The 15,732-nt window shown below is 56.1% G+C and carries 16 protein-coding genes; 8 read left to right on the top strand and 8 right to left on the bottom strand.

What is annotated here, in order from left to right:
- Entirely contained in the window at nt 1-1,278 is a 1,278-nt protein-coding gene (locus tag AB1763_03655; protein MEW5831912.1) for a nucleotide sugar dehydrogenase, read from the bottom strand.
- Between the two features lie 129 nt (nt 1,279-1,407).
- Between AB1763_03655 and asnB the strand changes: the two genes are divergently transcribed.
- Nucleotides 1,408-3,210 (top strand): asparagine synthase (glutamine-hydrolyzing), encoded by a 1,803-nt coding sequence (gene asnB, locus AB1763_03660; GenBank protein MEW5831913.1) that lies wholly within the window; start codon nt 1,408-1,410, stop codon nt 3,208-3,210.
- On the opposite strand, the gene AB1763_03665 is transcribed toward asnB, so the two are convergent.
- From AB1763_03665 to dcd, 4 genes are all read right to left on the bottom strand, one after another.
- The gene (locus AB1763_03665) at nt 3,205-3,708 is read right to left on the bottom strand and encodes a GAF domain-containing protein (protein MEW5831914.1); all 504 of its coding nucleotides are present in this window, start codon (nt 3,706-3,708) and stop codon (nt 3,205-3,207) included. The genes asnB and AB1763_03665 overlap by 6 nt on opposite strands.
- Complete coding sequence (locus AB1763_03670) at nt 3,705-4,226, bottom strand: GAF domain-containing protein (GenBank protein MEW5831915.1); 522 nt, start codon at nt 4,224-4,226, stop codon at nt 3,705-3,707. Before AB1763_03670 ends, AB1763_03665 begins: the two co-directional genes overlap by 4 nt.
- 156 nt (nt 4,227-4,382) lie before the next feature.
- Nucleotides 4,383-4,619, bottom strand: coding sequence for a DUF465 domain-containing protein (locus tag AB1763_03675; protein ID MEW5831916.1), 237 nt, complete (start codon nt 4,617-4,619; stop codon nt 4,383-4,385).
- 42 nt (nt 4,620-4,661) lie between these two features.
- The gene (gene dcd / locus AB1763_03680; protein ID MEW5831917.1) at nt 4,662-5,222 is read right to left on the bottom strand and encodes a dCTP deaminase; all 561 of its coding nucleotides are present in this window, start codon (nt 5,220-5,222) and stop codon (nt 4,662-4,664) included.
- 72 nt (nt 5,223-5,294) lie between these two features.
- Here dcd and accB point away from each other — a divergent pair, with 72 nt between their 5' ends.
- The 3 genes from accB to AB1763_03695 all read left to right on the top strand — a co-directional run bounded on the left by accB (nt 5,295) and on the right by AB1763_03695 (nt 9,340).
- Nucleotides 5,295-5,759 carry an acetyl-CoA carboxylase biotin carboxyl carrier protein gene (accB, locus tag AB1763_03685; GenBank protein MEW5831918.1) on the top strand — a complete coding sequence of 155 codons (465 nt, stop codon included), beginning with the start codon at nt 5,295-5,297 and terminating at the stop codon, nt 5,757-5,759.
- Between the two features lie 2 nt (nt 5,760-5,761).
- Nucleotides 5,762-7,102: an acetyl-CoA carboxylase biotin carboxylase subunit gene (locus AB1763_03690; GenBank protein ID MEW5831919.1), complete on the top strand. Its 1,341-nt coding sequence runs from the start codon at nt 5,762-5,764 to the stop codon at nt 7,100-7,102.
- Between the two features lie 108 nt (nt 7,103-7,210).
- Complete coding sequence (locus tag AB1763_03695; GenBank protein ID MEW5831920.1) at nt 7,211-9,340, top strand: methyl-accepting chemotaxis protein; 2,130 nt, start codon at nt 7,211-7,213, stop codon at nt 9,338-9,340.
- Nucleotides 9,341-9,352: 12 nt separating this feature from the next.
- On the opposite strand, the gene AB1763_03700 is transcribed toward AB1763_03695, so the two are convergent.
- Nucleotides 9,353-10,189, bottom strand: coding sequence for a peptidylprolyl isomerase (locus AB1763_03700; protein MEW5831921.1), 837 nt, complete (start codon nt 10,187-10,189; stop codon nt 9,353-9,355).
- Nucleotides 10,190-10,278: 89 nt separating this feature from the next.
- Here AB1763_03700 and gltX point away from each other — a divergent pair, with 89 nt between their 5' ends.
- Complete coding sequence (gene gltX / locus AB1763_03705; GenBank protein MEW5831922.1) at nt 10,279-11,661, top strand: glutamate--tRNA ligase; 1,383 nt, start codon at nt 10,279-10,281, stop codon at nt 11,659-11,661.
- Here gltX and AB1763_03710 read toward each other — a convergent pair.
- A complete protein-coding gene (locus AB1763_03710) occupies nt 11,652-12,338 on the bottom strand; it encodes an MqnA/MqnD/SBP family protein (protein ID MEW5831923.1) in 687 nt (228 codons plus the stop codon). The genes gltX and AB1763_03710 overlap by 10 nt on opposite strands.
- Nucleotides 12,339-12,455: 117 nt before the next feature.
- On the opposite strand from AB1763_03710, the gene AB1763_03715 reads away from it, so the two are divergent.
- From AB1763_03715 to glp, 3 genes are read left to right on the top strand one after another with little or no spacing between them, the layout of a single operon-like run.
- Nucleotides 12,456-12,677: a MoaD/ThiS family protein gene (locus AB1763_03715; protein MEW5831924.1), complete on the top strand. Its 222-nt coding sequence runs from the start codon at nt 12,456-12,458 to the stop codon at nt 12,675-12,677.
- Between the two features lies 1 nt (nt 12,678).
- Complete coding sequence (locus AB1763_03720; protein ID MEW5831925.1) at nt 12,679-13,125, top strand: molybdenum cofactor biosynthesis protein MoaE; 447 nt, start codon at nt 12,679-12,681, stop codon at nt 13,123-13,125.
- Between the two features lie 2 nt (nt 13,126-13,127).
- Nucleotides 13,128-14,327 (top strand): gephyrin-like molybdotransferase Glp, encoded by a 1,200-nt coding sequence (gene glp / locus AB1763_03725; GenBank protein MEW5831926.1) that lies wholly within the window; start codon nt 13,128-13,130, stop codon nt 14,325-14,327.
- Nucleotides 14,328-14,388: 61 nt separating this feature from the next.
- Here glp and AB1763_03730 read toward each other — a convergent pair whose 3' ends face one another.
- Entirely contained in the window at nt 14,389-15,711 is a 1,323-nt protein-coding gene (locus AB1763_03730; protein MEW5831927.1) for an MFS transporter, read from the bottom strand.
- Nucleotides 15,712-15,732: the final 21 nt, after the last annotated feature.

The following is a 15,732-nucleotide window of genomic DNA, read 5'->3' on the forward strand; positions in this document are numbered from 1 at the left end:
TCACAGCCTCCACGTGGGATCGGGAACGATCCCTTTGACGTCGATGATGACCGGTTCGCCCGAACTGATGGAACGGTAATCGTCCATCCCGAGGGCCTTGAACTGCCGGTGGCCGACGGCGACGATGATCGCGTCGTAGCGTTCGCCGCTTTGGAACGGGTCGGCAATGATGCCGTGGCGGTAATGGTGTTTCTCTTCTTCGGGATCGACCCAGGGGTCGTAGACGTCGACCGCGCACCGGTACGATTTCATCTCCTCGATGATGTCGACGACTTTGGTGTTGCGCAGGTCGGGGCAGTCTTCTTTAAAGGTGACCCCCAGTACCAGGACGCGGGCATTTTTGATCTTTTTGTCCGCATCGATCATGCATTTGACCGTTTTCTCGGCGATGTATTTTCCCATCCCGTTGTTGATCTGGCGTGCGCCGAGGATCAGGTTGGGTTTATAACCCAGCTCTTCGGCCTTGAACGTGAGGTAATACGGGTCGACCCCGATGCAGTGGCCGCCGACGAGCCCCGGCTTGAGCTTGATGAAATTCCATTTGGTGGCGGCCGCCTCGATCACCTCGTTCGTATCAATCCCCATCGTGTCGAAAATCAGGGCGAGTTCGTTGATGAGGGCGATGTTGACGTCGCGCTGGGTATTTTCGATCACCTTGGAAGCTTCGGCGACCTTGATGCTGCTGGCGAGATAGGTCCCGGCGGTAATGACGCTTTGGTAGAGCTCGTCAACCTTGCGGGCGATTTCGGGGGTGCTTCCCGAGGTGACTTTGAGAATTTTTTTGACGGTATGCTCTTTATCGCCGGGATTGATCCGCTCCGGGGAGTAGCCGCAGAAAAAATCGACGTTGAACCGCAGCCCCGAAACCTTTTCGAGTTCGGGGACGCACACCTCTTCGGTCACGCCCGGGTAGACGGTGCTCTCGTAAATGACGATGTCCCCTTGTTTGAGTACCTTTCCGACGGTCTGGGACGATTTGATCAGCGGGGTAAGATCGGGGCGATTGCTCTCGTCGATCGGAGTGGGGACGGTGACGACGTAGACGTTCGCATCGGCGATATCGCGGATGTCGCAGGTATAGCTCAGACGTTCGGAGGCGGCTTTGAGCTGCGCTTCGTCGAGTTCGAGGGTGCGGTCGTAACCGCTTTGGAGCTCTTCGATCCGTCTGGGGTTGATGTCGAAACCGACAACCCGGTATTTTTCGGCAAACGCGGCCGCGAGCGGGAGCCCGACGTAACCTAATCCGATGATGGAGATGTGCAAATTTTCGGTCGCCATATGTACTCTGTTTCGTTGTGTTTAAAATAATGCTCATTATAGTCTTTTCGGACTTCATTTATTCTAAAAAAAAGGCTGGTCAACGGGGGACGATCTGGCGTATAATGGCGAAAACCAAAAAGGGACGGAATGTGCGGCGTATTCGGGATCATCGGCGACTATTCTCCCCATCAGGCGCGCGCGGCCCTGGCGCGGATTTCCCATCGCGGCCGCGATCACTGCGGCACCGTCGAAGAAGCGGGGGTGTTTTTCGCCCATCAGCGCCTCTCGATCACCGACCTGCACCCGCGTGCCCGCCAGCCGATGCGGCGCGGGAAGGTGCTGGTCAGTTTCAACGGCGAGATTTACAACCATGCGCGGCTGCGGGAAAAACTCGGGGGAGAGTGGGAAACCCGCAGCGATACGGAGGTGCTGCTGCGCGCTTACGAGGCATGGGGGATCGGATGCCTTGAACATCTGGAGGGGATGTTCGCGTTTGCCCTCCTCGATGGGGAGAAACTCTATCTTGTCCGCGACCGTTTCGGCAAAAAACCCCTCTTTTACCATCGGGGGGAGCGGGGCTTTTTTTTCGCTTCGGAGATCAAGGCGCTGAAACCTTTTCTCCCCTCGGTGCGGCTTAATTCCGAGGCGCTTCACTCGTATCTCTCCTTTCTCGCCCCCGTCGCGCCGCATACGTTTTACGAGGGGATAGAGAAGCTCGGGGCGGGGGAATGGCTGTGTTATGAGCAGGGGGAGGTGACCCGCCGGCGCTATTACACCCTGCTTGATGCCCCTTCTTCGGCGCTGAGGTCGCTGGACGAAGCGGTTGATACGCTCGACGCGCACCTTCACCGTTCGGTTGCGATGCGCCTCCCGCGCGAAGTTCCCGCCGCCGCGCTCCTTTCGGGGGGGCTCGACAGCGCCATGATCTGCGCCGTGGCGGCGTCGCAGGGGACGAAACTCCCCGTGTTTACCCTCGGCTACGACGAATACGGTGCCTACGACGAACGCTCCAATGCCGCTCAAACCGCGCGGTATCTGGGGCTGGAACACACCGAGGTGGTAATGTCGCAAAACGATTTTGACACCCACCTCGACGACATGCTCGATCATATGGACGAACCGCTCAACGACCCCGCCGCTTTGCCTCTGTACCTGCTGATGCGGCGGATTTCTTCGGAAGGATACAAAGTGGTTCTCAGCGGGGAGGGGAGCGACGAACTGTTTTTGGGATACCGGCAGTATTTCGAATACCTCGACATCGAAAACGCCGCTTCGCTGCACCATAAAAACTGGCTCAAAAAATATTTTCACGCCCACTTTTCGATGAACCGCGAGTGGGAGTGGTACAAACGGGTGTTCGACGATACGCTGCTTTTCCGCACGTCGGGGGAAAAGTTCACCGACCTGCAGCAGAACATGTTGCTGCGGCGCAATGTCCGCGACAACGAGTCGCTGCGCTTCCTCCGCCTTTACCGGGAGCTTTTCGAGGGGAGTGCCCACACCCATCCGGCGCAGTGGTACGGGTACGTCGATCTCCAAGTGTTCGTCGCCGAACATTTTCTTGCCAAACTCGACCGGGTGTCGATGGCCCATACGCTCGAAGCGCGCACGCCGTTTCTCGATCACTGCCTGGCGGAGGCGGCGTTTTCCGTCGATCCGTCGGTGAAAATCGGGGAGGGGAAAACGAAAGGGCTGCTCAAAGCGGCGGCCCGCCGCTATCTACCCGACGAAGTGATCGACCGGAAGAAAAAAGGATTTTCGAATCCCTACATGGAGTGGCTGATCGCCTCGGGGAGGATCGGCCTTATCGCCGAAGTGAACGACCAGACGGGGCTTTTCCGCCCCGAAGTGGTGGAAAAATACATCGATATGGCGCGCCGGGGACGCTTCAAGCAGCACGTCTGGGGGCTTTATGTCCTTTCGCACTGGCTGAAACGGGAGATGTTATAACGTTTTCTTTTGCTCCATCAGCAAAGCGAGTTCGAGGGTTCCGCTGATGTAATTGGCGAAAAAAGTCATGATCCCCTCGTCGGTTTCGGCGAAATCGCCGCTGTATTTGTTCAAGAGCTGGATGACGCCGATCACTTCCTGCATCGAACTGAAAATCGGGACGGCGAGGATATTGCGGGTCACGAAGCCGCTTTTTTCATCGATTTTGACCAGAAAATTGGGATGTTCGTACGGATCGTTCACCCGCTGGGCCGCCTTGGCCCTCACCGTCTCTCCCACGATGCCCGCATCGATGCCGATGGCGATCCGCCCGATGCCGTCGGAGAGCTTCGTCCAGAGCATTTTCGCGTCGTAATCGACGATGAAGATTGAACAGCGTTCCGCCCCCACGATCGCCTTGGCCTCTTCGGCGATGGTGGGGAGGGTATTCTCGATCTGCTCGAGCGAAGAGAGTTTTTTGCCGAAATCGGCGATCCGTTTGTACATTTCCAGGCTCATTCGATCCCCTTTGCCAGCAGTGTCGCTTCGTCGTCGAACAAAATGGCCAGTTCGAGGTAACCGCTGATGTAATGGGCGAAAAAGATCATGAAACGGGCATCTTCGCGGTCGAATCCCCCCTCTTTGTTCAGGAGCTGGAACACCCCGATGATTTGGCGGTTCGAATCGAAAATCGGGATTGAAGCGATGTTTTTCGTCACGAAACCCGTTTTTTTGTCGATCAGGGGGAGAAACCGGGGATCCTCGTAAGGATCGTTGACGAGCAGAGGCTTGCCCTCTTTGACCGTATGGCCGACGATCCCGTCGTCTTTGTGAACCATGATCTTCCCCGTTCCGTCGGAGAGGGTGGTCCAGAGCATCTGGATTTTGGGATTGTAGACGAAAATCGAGCACCGTTCGGCACCGATGGCCTGCTTGGCGTATTCGGAGATCATCGGAAGCCCCTCTTGCAGGGAAGGGCGGTTGAGCAGCGCACGGCCGAATTCGGCAAGCGCGCTGTACGACGGTGCTGGGGTCATGCATGCTCCTTGGGTAAACGTTGGTAATCGTATCAGGACGAAGCTAAAAAAAAACTCAATGGGTAAGACAGAAAAACGGGAGAGACGAAAAATCAGGTTGGGAAAAGACGAATGTCGCCGAAGGAGCTTCGGCCCCTTCGGCGTCGAAAGAATATCTTAGAGGTTGTGCGCTTTTTTGTACTCGACGATCATCGCGTACGCTTCGTCTTTGAGAAGCAGTTTCTCTTTTTTGAGTTTTTCGATTTCGAGATCACTCATCGGAACTTCGCCGTTTTCGGCTTTGGCGATCTGGTCGTCAAGTTCGTTGTGGCGGTCGAAAATTTTCAAAAAGTGGGCATTCGCCGCATCGTTTTGTTTCATATGGGTGATGATGTCGCGGTATTCGTGTAGCATCGGGATTCCTTATCGGATGGATTTTCGAAATTTTACCACTTCTTATTTTAAAATACGCGGAAGGGTGATCCCCTCTTGCCCCTGATACTTTCCGCTTTTGTCTTTATAGCTCGTTTCGCACATTTCGTCACCCTGCAAAAACAGTACCTGGGCGATCCCCTCGTTGGCATAGATTTTGGCGGGAAGCGGGGTCGTGTTGGAGATCTCGATCGTGATGTGCCCTTCGAATTCGGGTTCGAAAGGGGTTACGTTGACGATGATGCCGCAGCGGGCGTAGGTCGATTTCCCCAGACAGATCGCCAGGACGTCGCGGGGGATTTTGAAATACTCCACCGTGCGGGCGAGGGCAAACGAGTTGGGGGGGACGATACAGACGTCGCCGGTGAAATCGACGACGTTCGCATCGTCGAAATGTTTGGGGTCGACGACCGTCGAGTTGAGGTTGGTAAAGATCTTGAACTCGTTGCTCACCCGGATGTCGTAACCGTACGAACTAAGCCCGTAACTGACGACGCCGACGCCGACCTGATCTTCGCAAAAAGGGGTGATCATCTCCTCTTTGAGCGCTTTTTCCCGAATCCATCCGTCGCTTTTAAGACCCATGCTATATCCGTTGTTAAAATAATTTGTGGTAGTATAGCACATCTCTTACCCTACTTTTAGGAGCTTTTTTCGATGGATATGAAACAAATCAAAAGCCTTTTGCAAGAGTTTGACGCCAGTACTCTTTCAAAATTGAAAATCACTCAGGACTCTTTTTCAATCGAACTGGAAAAAAACACGGGTGTCGTTGCGGCACCGGTTATGGCGGCCGCTCCCGCGGCGGTTGCGGCGGCTCCGGTTGCGGCGGTTGCCCCTTCGGCACCGGCTGAAGCGGCGGCTCCGGCGGCGGCCCATACGGGCGACATGATCGTTTCTCCGATGGTAGGGACATATTACGCGGCCCCTTCGCCCGATTCGGCTCCGTTTGTCAAAGTCGGCGACCGCATCAAAAAAGGGCAGGTCATCGCAATCCTCGAAGCGATGAAAATCATGAACGAGCTCGAAGCCGAATTCGATTGCAAAATCGTCAGCGTCCTCGTTTCCGACGGTCAGGCGGTTGAATACGATATGCCACTTTTCGCGGTCGAGAAACTCTAATCATGGCGGAAATCAAACGTATTCTTGTGGCCAACCGGGGTGAAATCGCCCTGCGTGCCATCCGTACCATCAAAGAGATGGGTAAAGAAGCGGTCGCCGTCTATTCGACGGCCGATAAAGACGCCTCTTACCTGAAGCTTGCCGACGCGGCGATCTGCATCGGGGGGGCACCCAGCTCCCAGAGCTACCTGAACATCCCCTCCATCATCGCCGCCGCCGAAATCAGCGGATGCGACGCCGTTTTCCCCGGATACGGGTTTTTGAGCGAAAACCAGCACTTCGTCGAAATCTGTACCCATCACGGGATCAAATTTATCGGACCGACCCCCGAAGTCATGGTGATGATGTCGGACAAATCGAAAGCCAAAGAGGTGATGATCGCCGCGGGCGTTCCGGTTGTTCCGGGGTCTGACGGTGCGATCAAAGACATCGCCGAGGCCAAGGTGCGTGCCAAAGAGGTCGGTTACCCGGTCATCCTCAAAGCCGCCGCCGGCGGCGGCGGGCGCGGAATGCGGGTCGTCGAAGACGAGAGCTATATCGAAAATGCGTTCCTTGCGGCCGAAGCCGAGGCGATCAGCGCCTTCGGAGACGGCACGATCTACATGGAGAAATTCATCAAAAACCCCCGTCACATCGAGGTGCAGGTGATCGCCGACAGCCACGGCAACGTTCTGCACATCGGGGAACGCGACTGTTCGATGCAGCGCCGCCACCAGAAGCTCATCGAGGAGTCCCCCGCGATCGCCCTGACTCCCGAAGTGCGTGCGGAGCTTCACGCCTCGGCGGTTCGCGCGACCAAGTACATCAAATACGAAGGGGCGGGTACGTTCGAATACCTCCTCGATGCCGATAAAAACTTCTATTTCATGGAGATGAATACGCGCCTTCAGGTCGAGCACTGCGTCTCCGAGATGGTCAGCGGCCTCGACCTGATCGAGATGATGATTCGTGTCGCCGAAGGGGAGGCACTCCCTCCGCAGGAGAGCGTCGTGCTCACCGGCCATTCGATCGAGTGCCGCATCACGGCGGAGGACCCCGTCAAATTCCTCCCCTGCCCCGGAAAGATCACGCAGTGGATTGCCCCGGGAGGACGCAACGTGCGGATCGACACCCACGCGCATGCGGGATACATCGTTCCCCCGACGTATGATTCGATGATCGGAAAACTGATCGTTCACGGCAAAGACCGCAATGATGCGATCGAGCGGATGCACCGCGCGCTGAGCGAGTTTACCATTACCGGGATCAAAACGACAATCCCTTTCCATCTCAAAATGATGAAAAACCCCGATTTCGTATCGAACAACTTCGATACCAAATACCTCGAGCGCTACAACGGCTAACGCCGGCGCCCGCTTTTCCTCACCCCTTTTTTACTCTTTTTTACGTAAATTTTACAATTTTGCAGTAACCTGATAGGATAGATTATGATTCTTGAATAAAGGGTGTCAATGAAGAACTGGAGTATCTCCCAAAAGGTCCATATTCCGCTTGTGGCGTCGATTGCGATCGGGTTTGTGATCGTACTGCTCAATTACTGGGTATCGGTCGATCAGATCCGCGAAAACGTCTACGCGGCGCAGAGCAAAGAGATGACGACCGTGTATGAAGAAGCGATCGAAGCGAAGAAAAACGTCGGGATCACCAATGCGATCAGCATTTCCAAAAACAGTGCGGTCGTCGGCGGCCTGGCCTCGGAAAATCGCGAACAGACGTTGGCGAGCCTCAAATCGCTTTCCAAAGAGTTCAAGGAAAACACCAAGTTCGGCAACATCAAGATACACGTCCATGACCGTGACGTGCGCAGCTTCCTCCGGGCGTGGAAGCCTGACAAATACGGCGACGACCTTTCGGGATTCCGTAAAACGATCCTAGCCGTCAAGGAGACGCGCAAGCCTCTGGTCGCAATCGAGATCGGGGTTGCGGGACTCGAGCTTCGCGGGATCGCTCCGATCACGTCCAATGGCGAGTACATCGGCTCGGTGGAGTTCATGCAGGGGCTTAATTCGGTGGTCAAGGACCTGCGCCAGAACTTCGGAACCGAAGTGATCGTCGCGATCGACAACCGACATCTCGATACCGCCAACGAGCTTGAAAAAGCGCCTAAGGTGGGCAGTGCCCATACCCTGGCGGTGAAAGAAGACGTTGTCGACAAATCGTTTCTCGCCGAGCTTGGATCGGCTACGTTCGACCCTGCCTCAGGTCCTTTCGTGACCGAAGGCTATTACGTCACCCCGATCGCGATCAGCGATTTTTCGGGGGAGCGGATCGGGTATGCGTTTTCGGGCAAAAAACTCGAAACGGTCGAAGCGCTGGTCAATGAATCGGAAAATTCGCTTCTGCGGCAGGTCGTCATCATGGCGCTCGTCGACGTCGTGATCCTCTTTTTGCTCATCGCGATCATCCGTCGCGCCGTTACGGGACCGATCGAGCACCTCGATGAGATCGCGCAGGAACTTGCCAGCGGCGATGCGGACCTGAGCAAACGGCTGCGCGTCACCTCGCGCGACGAGATCGGCAAGGCGGCGGAGAGTTTCAACGTCTTTATCGAAAAAGTCGAGGCGATCGCGCGCGAAGCTCAACAGCAGGCGGCCGAAGCCTCCGAGGCGAAAGCCCGTACCGAAGAGCAGGTGCGCAAGATTCAGATGTCGCTCGCACTTGCGCACGGCATGATCGGCGGAACGATCGACAATGCCGGAAGTCTGCGCAACAGCCTCGAGAGCAGCATTGAAGATCTCAACGACGTCAATGCCCTCAATGCCGAAACCGGGGTGGTCGTCGATCAGGTGAGTGCGCAGACCGATGCGATTATGGCGAGTATGACCGACATTACCGAAATGATCAACGACTCGCGGGAGAATTCCGAACAGCTCAACCACAATGTCAGCGAAATCTCCAACGTCATCACCCTGATCAAGGATATCTCCGACCAGACGAACCTTCTGGCGCTTAATGCCGCGATCGAAGCGGCGCGTGCCGGCGAGCACGGCCGCGGATTCGCCGTCGTCGCCGACGAGGTGCGCAAACTGGCCGAGCGGACCCAGAAAGCGACCAGCGAGGTGGAAGCGAACATCAGCGTCCTCAAGCAAAATTCGGTCGGGATGCTCGAAAACAGCGAACGGGTCGAGGAATATGCCGTCGATTCCGCCCGCAGACTCGACGAGTTCAAACAGGTGATGACCCGCCTGATCGAAAACGTCGAAAAAATCAAGCAGGACAACCAGACGATCAGTCACGAGATTTTCACCAATATGGCCAAAATCGATCATATGATCTTCAAGGCGCATGCTTACGAAGCGGGATTCGAAGGGAAATCTTCACACGCTTTCGGGGACCACCACGGATGCGCGCTCGGGCAGTGGTACGAACAGGGGGACGGGAAAACGGTCTTCGGCGGTACCGATGCGTACGGACGCATGAGCGGTCCGCACAAAAAAGTTCACGACGAAATCCGAAAAGCGATGGAACTGCTGGAAAAAGAGAGCGAGGGACGGGATGAAAAGATCATCGCCTGCTTCGAGGAAGCCGAAAAAGCAAGCCGCGAACTCTTCGCGATACTCAACGACATGGTGAAGGGGTAAACCCCCTTCGCGTCATTCGGGAAGGCGGAGCACCTTGATGTCGGCGCTGAGGCGCAGCCGGGTGAAATAGTCGTTGAGGACCTGGTTCCGTTTTTCGGCCAGGATCGCGTTGGCGATTTCGGGGCGGACCGAATCGAGGTTTTCGGTCACGACGTTGATTTTGTCTTTCATGTAAAACGCCATAAAGCCGTTTTTGCCGTTGGGGAGGATCGGCCCGAAATGCCCTTCGGGGATTTTGTTGAGGATCTGGGCCAGCTGGGGGTGTATTGCCCCAAAAGCGATCGTTTCGTCTTTGCTGCGGACGTTGGGCACTTCGCGCATCGGATCGGCAATTTTGGCCTGCAGCGACTGCTGCGAATCGGCGACGTAGGTCGTCACTTCGAAACTTTCGGGGCGGGAAAACTCATCCAGGTGCAGCTGGTAGTATTCGGCCTCTTCCTCACTCGTGGGTTGACCCATTTTCGAAAAAGCGATGCTCTGATAGAGTTTTTGCCCTTTGAGCGTCTCTTCCACTTTCGTTTTGAGCTCTTTCTCACCGATTCCGCGCACCGTCTGCATCGCGTTTAGAAACTGCTCCACCGAAAGATTGTTCTGAGCCGCCATGCGGGCGATCTCTTCGCTGACTTCGGCCGGGGTGACCGTGATTTTTTTCTCCTGCGCTTCGAGCTGTTCAAGTTTTTTGCGGATCAGGGTGTCGGCACTTTGTTTGGCATTTGTGCCGCTTTGTTTCATCTCCTGTTCGATCTCATAGAGGGTGATCGGGCTGTTTTTGACCAAAACGCTCACGCCCCCGACGGGAGCGCTCCATAAAAAGGTGGCCAACACTGCCGAAAGGGTAAGGGAACGCATCGAATCTCCTGGGTCAAAGTTGTTCTATTTTACCCGCTTTTAACATAGCCTTAACTAAAATCTCGCCATTGTTTCAAAAAGGATTGTCGATGGTTGTGACCAGATTTGCCCCCAGCCCCACCGGATATTTGCATATCGGCGGTTTGCGCACCGCGTTGCTCAGCTACCTGTGGGCGCGACGCAACAACGGAAAGTTTCTGCTGCGGATCGAAGACACCGATTTCAGCCGTAACGACGAAGCGGCGGCGCGTGCCATCGTCGAAGCATTCAAATGGGTCGGATTGGAGCATGACGGGGAGATCGAATACCAGTCTTCGCGCCTCGCGATCTATCAGGAGTATGCCCAGAAACTTCTGGACGAGGGGAAAGCCTATCGCTGCTACATGTCCAAAGAAGAGCTCGAAGCGCTTCGCGAAGAGCAGACCGCACGCAAAGAACGGCCTAAATACGACAACCGTTACCGCGATTTTACCGGCACCCCTCCCGAAGGGCGCGAAGCGGTCATCCGGATCAAAGCCCCGCTGAGCGGAACCCTTACCGTGCGTGACGGGGTCAAAGGGGATGTCGTCTTCAACGTCGAAGACATCCTGGACGATTTCATCATAGCCCGTGCCGACGGAACGCCGACGTACAATTTCGTCGTCGCGGTCGACGACGCGCTGATGGGGGTCACCGACGTCATCCGCGGGGACGACCATCTCTCCAATACCCCCAAACAGATGGTGGTTTACGAGGCACTGGGGTTTGCCGTTCCGAAGTTCTACCACGTTCCGATGATCCACAACAGCGAAGGGAAAAAACTCTCCAAACGCGACGGTGCGACCGACGTCATGGCGTATAAAGATCTGGGGTATCTTCCCGAAGCGCTGCTTAATTTCCTCGTCCGGCTGGGATGGAGCCACGGGGACCAGGAGATCTTCTCTCTCCCGGAGATGCTGGAACTCTTCGATCCCAGCGACATCAACCGTTCGGCATCGGTCTATAACGTCGAAAAACTCGACTGGCTCAATGCCCACTACATCAAAAACACCCCCAACGACAAGCTGTGCGAGCTGCTTGAATTCCACGGGGTGATGCTGGTCAGCCACGACAAGCGCGAAATTCTCCTCGATGCGGTCAAAGAGCGTTCCAAAACCCTCGTCGAGATGGCGGCTCTCATCAACGAGATCATCAACCGTCCGGCCGACTTCGACGAAGCGGCGATGAAAAAAGCCTATAAGGAGGAGAGCCCCGAAATCCTCCGTACGTTCGCCGCCGCCCTTAAAGCCTCCGAGGCGCTCCATCTCCCCAGCGACTACCACCACGTGATGGATCAGGTGGTCGCTCAGATGGGGATCGGATTCGGCAAAATCGGTCAGCCGCTTCGCCTGGCGCTGATGGGACGCCTGGCGGGCCCGGGTCTGGACAGCGTGATGGCGATCATCGGGCTGGACGAAACCCTCGCGCGCATCGACGCGCTTCTTCAGCGGTAACGAATCTCCCGCAGGCTGGGGGAGAGGTTTCTCTCCTTCGCTTCCTTCACAAACCTTTTCAAGCCTCTTTTCTCTTTTTCGCCGACGCGGTAGCTGATGTAGGTCAGATAATGGGTGATCTGTTTGGGCGTCAGCCCGCTTTTGCGGGCGGCTTCGTTCAAAATGTAGTACGGAATGCGGATTCTGGTTTTGACGAATGCGCGACTGAGGCGCTTGAGCTCGTCGGGGTGCTCATGGGTGCATAAAAGGGCAAAGACAAAAGGGAGCCCCGTTTTCTCGTGCCAGAGCCCGCCCAGATCGGAGTGTTCGCCGCCGCCGTAGTAATAGCGCAGCGCCTTGTCCCCGATCAGCACTTCCCCGTCGGTTCCGAGTATCTGGGAAAGACGGTTGGAGGTCGCCGAATCGGCATCTTTTTTGAGGGTGTTCGAGGGGAGGGAGAGGACGCTCAACACCTCTTTTTGCGCCACGATCCCGACGCCGAAATGGCGACAGTTTTTGGCGGTGATGCTCGAGATGAACGCCGCGTCGATCCGCCGCATGGCAAAATCGCGGTTAAGGGCCGAGGGGACCCCCCGGTGGTAGTGGAGAATCTGATGGAACCGGAGCGTCCGTGCGTAGCGTTTGATAAAAACGTGGAAGGGCAAAAGGTTCAAAAAATCGATTTTTCCGAAGATCACGGGGGTCCCTCTTGTGGAATCAAAAAAATATTATACTAATCCAAGGCTAACAAAGCTCTGTTAGCTCTCTTTCGATATAATTGGCCCCAAACGATACCGCCCAAAAGGGAAATCATCATGGTCACCATCGAATTTCTAGGACCCATCGCAAAGGCTCCGCTGAGTCTTGAGGCCGCATCGCTGCGCGACGTCGCCGATGCGCTGAAAAACGACGCGGATGTTTCGGACTGGCTCGAATCATGTGCCGTTGCGGTCAACGACGCCCTCGTCGCAACGCTGGATACGCCGCTTCAGCCGGGAGACAAAGTGTCGCTTCTCCCGCCGGTTTGCGGAGGCTGATGTGCTCGAACTCTACGACGGTCCTCTCAACGTTCCCGAAATCCTGACCCGCTGGTATGCGGAGGAATCGGCAAACAATTACGGCGCCTACATCCCTTTTGTCGGAACGGTGCGCGAAGAAGACGGTATCGAAGGACTCAGTTTCGACGTCTACGAACCGATACTCGCATCGTGGTTCGATGCGTGGAGAGCCAAAGCCGCTCCGATGGGGGCAACCCTCAAAATGGCCCACAGCCGGGGGGACGTGATGGTACACGAATCGTCCTACATCGCCGCCGTGTTTTCCCCTAAACGCCGCGTCGCGCTGGAGACGATCGAAGCGTTCGTCGAAGACTTCAAGGCTTCCGCGCCGATCTGGAAATACGATCTTAAAAACGGCGAACGCCTCTACGCCCGTGACCGATCGACCCCGATTCAGGGTTCGGGCCTTCTGGGGGGAAAATCGTGAGTATGATCTCGTACGAGACGTCGCAGAACATGCTCTCGCTGCTGGGAGTGGGGAGCGTTCGGAGCGAGCGGGTTTTTCTCAGTCATGCGCTGGGCCGCATTCTGGCCGAGGACATTGTAGCGTCTGAGGATTATCCCGCCCATCCGACCTCGGCGATGGACGGTTATGCGATCCGGCATGCCGATCTGGCCGAATTCGACACCCTTGTAATCGAAGGGGACAATCCGGCCGGTAGCGAAAAAATCGGCAGCGTGATCGCCGGGATGTGCATCAAGACGTTTACCGGTTCGTTGATGCCCGAAGGTTCCGATACCCTGATCCCGATCGAAAACGTACGGGTGAGCGAAGGGGAAATCGTGATCGAAAAACCGGTTCCGATCGGGTTTGCCGTTCGTCCGGTAGGGGAAAGTTACCGCTGCGGTGAAACCCTTATCGAACGGGGGACCCGTCTGGGATTTGCCCAGATCGGTGTCCTGGCGGGAATCAACCGTGTGATGGTAAGCGTCGCGCAGCGCCCGAAAGTGGCCGTATTGGCCACCGGAAGCGAAATCCTCGATATCGGGGAAGAGTCGCGTCATGCCGGGCAGATCCGCAGCTCCAACAGTTATACCCTCCAGGCCCTCATCGAGCAGTCCGGGGGAGAATGCGTTCAGCTGGGAATCGTAGGGGATGACAAAAAAGCGATTGAGCAGCGGTTCGAAGAGGCGCTTCGCTCTGCCGATATCGTCGTGACGACGGGGGGAGTGAGCGTCGGGGATTACGATTTTGTCAAGCATATCATCCCTCGGCTGGGAGCCGATGTGATCTTCAAGGGGGTCAACATCAAGCCCGGACAACACGTGCTGGTCGCGCAGCGCGGCGAGAAATTCATCGTCGCACTCCCCGGCTTCGCCTACTCCTCGACGGTGACGTTCATCCTGTACGCCGCTCCGCTGATTGCGCGGATGAGCGGGGTCGAAAACCCGTTCGAGCCGATTGAGGCGACCCTGAAGACCACGTTTGCGAAGCGTTCGAACAAAAGCGAATTTGCCGCATGCAACCTGACTTTTTCCGACGGGCGCTACTGGGTCGATTTCGAAGGGAAAAAGAGCGGAAGTTCGGCGATTCTGACCAATCTGCTTGGGAATTCGGGACTGATGATCTGCGGTGAAGAGGACAGCGAACTCGAAGCCGGAACGCAGGTCCGCGTTATTAAACTCTAAAGCGCTCACCCGGGTCAATCCGGGCATCAACGCGTTGAGAAAAGGGCGATGCCCTCCTCCTTTATTTGACGATCTTCATTTTAATCTCTTCTTCATTCACCTTGTCTTTGCGATATTTTACCGCTACGACGTTTTCGGTTTCGTTGATGTACCATTCGGCGATATGCTCATGCTCCAGCGCGTTCAGTTTCTCCATGTCGACCTGACCGGCGGGGAGAAAAAGGTGTGAATAGCGGTGTGGATTGGCCATTTTAAAGGTCCACAGCAGCCACAGCGTCGTGACGACGACGAGTGCCGCCGCAAACGTTTCGCGACCGCCGTACTGCAGCGCGAGCCCCGCGACCGCCCCCCCGATGAACGTCATCAGGTAGGCAAACCCGTTGGCGATCCCCAGTGCGGCCCCTTTTTGGTGGACGCGGGCAAATTTGCTGATCATCGACTGCACCAGCGGTTCCATCATGTTGAAGGCGATGAAAAACGCCACGACGCCCAGAACGAATTCCCACCCTTTGGTCGCGAATCCCATAAGGGTGAACGAAACGATGAACAAGACGATCGAGACCAGAAAGATTTCACGGGGTTTGTTGTGCTTTTCGCCGAAAACCGCCGCAGGTCCCATAGCCACGAGACCCGCCAAGAGTGCCGGGAGATAGACTTTCCACAATTCGGCCTTGTCCCATTCGAATCCGTAGCCCTTCTGGGTCAGGAGAATCGGGATCAGAACGAACGCGACGGTCATCAGCCCTTTTTGCATCCCGTTGATAATGATCATATTGAGGAGATTCTTGTCGCCGAGGATGTCGCGCGTCGTCGTTTTGGAGTGATAGATATGGCGTATGCGCGGCGGTGTGGGAACCTTGGTGAAGAGGATCACCATCGAAACGATCGCGAGGGCCGCCGTGATCCAGAAAAGGGAGGCGAACCCCGCCTGCGCGGCGATGACGGGTCCAAGCGCCATGGCCGCGGCAAAACTGATCGCAATGGTCCCCCCCATCAGTGCCATCGCTTTCCCGCGCTGCTCTTCGTGTACCAGGTCGCTGATCATGGCGGGGATAACCGCGCCGATCGCGCCCGCTCCCTGGAGAAAACGTCCGATCATCAGGGTATAGATGTCGGTGCTGACCGCACAGATGATCGATCCGACCAGAAAGATCACCAGCCCCAGCAGAAGGGTCGGTTTGCGTCCCAGCCGGTCGCTCATTGTCCCGAAAGGGATTTGGAAAATCGCCTGCGTCAGGGCGTATCCGCCGACGATGACCCCGATCAGAAACGGGGTAGCCCCTTCAAGATGAAGGGCATAGGCCGAGAGGACCGGCAGGACGAGAAAAAGACCGAAAAAGCGCAGGGAGAGAATTGCCGAGAGGGGTAAAACCGTTTTAAACACGTTATGACCTTAGTTCCGCTA

Source organism: Campylobacterota bacterium (assembly GCA_040752835.1).
Taxonomy (GTDB): Bacteria; Campylobacterota; Campylobacteria; order Campylobacterales; family Sulfurimonadaceae; genus Sulfuricurvum.

What these genes read in the sequence shown, in the direction of transcription:
- gltX (MEW5831922.1), top strand. Translation starts at nt 10,279, where the DNA reads ATGGTTGTGACCAGATTTGCCCCCAGCCCCACCGGATATTTGCATATC.
- glp (MEW5831926.1), top strand. Translation starts at nt 13,128, where the DNA reads ATGATCTCGTACGAGACGTCGCAGAACATGCTCTCGCTGCTGGGAGTG.
- AB1763_03695 (MEW5831920.1), top strand. Translation starts at nt 7,211, where the DNA reads ATGAAGAACTGGAGTATCTCCCAAAAGGTCCATATTCCGCTTGTGGCG.
- AB1763_03700 (MEW5831921.1), bottom strand. Translation starts at nt 10,189, where the DNA reads ATGCGTTCCCTTACCCTTTCGGCAGTGTTGGCCACCTTTTTATGGAGC.
- dcd (MEW5831917.1), bottom strand. Translation starts at nt 5,222, where the DNA reads ATGGGTCTTAAAAGCGACGGATGGATTCGGGAAAAAGCGCTCAAAGAG.
- AB1763_03690 (MEW5831919.1), top strand. Translation starts at nt 5,762, where the DNA reads ATGGCGGAAATCAAACGTATTCTTGTGGCCAACCGGGGTGAAATCGCC.
- AB1763_03665 (MEW5831914.1), bottom strand. Translation starts at nt 3,708, where the DNA reads ATGAGCCTGGAAATGTACAAACGGATCGCCGATTTCGGCAAAAAACTC.
- AB1763_03670 (MEW5831915.1), bottom strand. Translation starts at nt 4,226, where the DNA reads ATGACCCCAGCACCGTCGTACAGCGCGCTTGCCGAATTCGGCCGTGCG.
- AB1763_03655 (MEW5831912.1), bottom strand. Translation starts at nt 1,278, where the DNA reads ATGGCGACCGAAAATTTGCACATCTCCATCATCGGATTAGGTTACGTC.
- AB1763_03715 (MEW5831924.1), top strand. Translation starts at nt 12,456, where the DNA reads ATGGTCACCATCGAATTTCTAGGACCCATCGCAAAGGCTCCGCTGAGT.
- AB1763_03675 (MEW5831916.1), bottom strand. Translation starts at nt 4,619, where the DNA reads ATGCTACACGAATACCGCGACATCATCACCCATATGAAACAAAACGAT.
- asnB (MEW5831913.1), top strand. Translation starts at nt 1,408, where the DNA reads ATGTGCGGCGTATTCGGGATCATCGGCGACTATTCTCCCCATCAGGCG.
- accB (MEW5831918.1), top strand. Translation starts at nt 5,295, where the DNA reads ATGGATATGAAACAAATCAAAAGCCTTTTGCAAGAGTTTGACGCCAGT.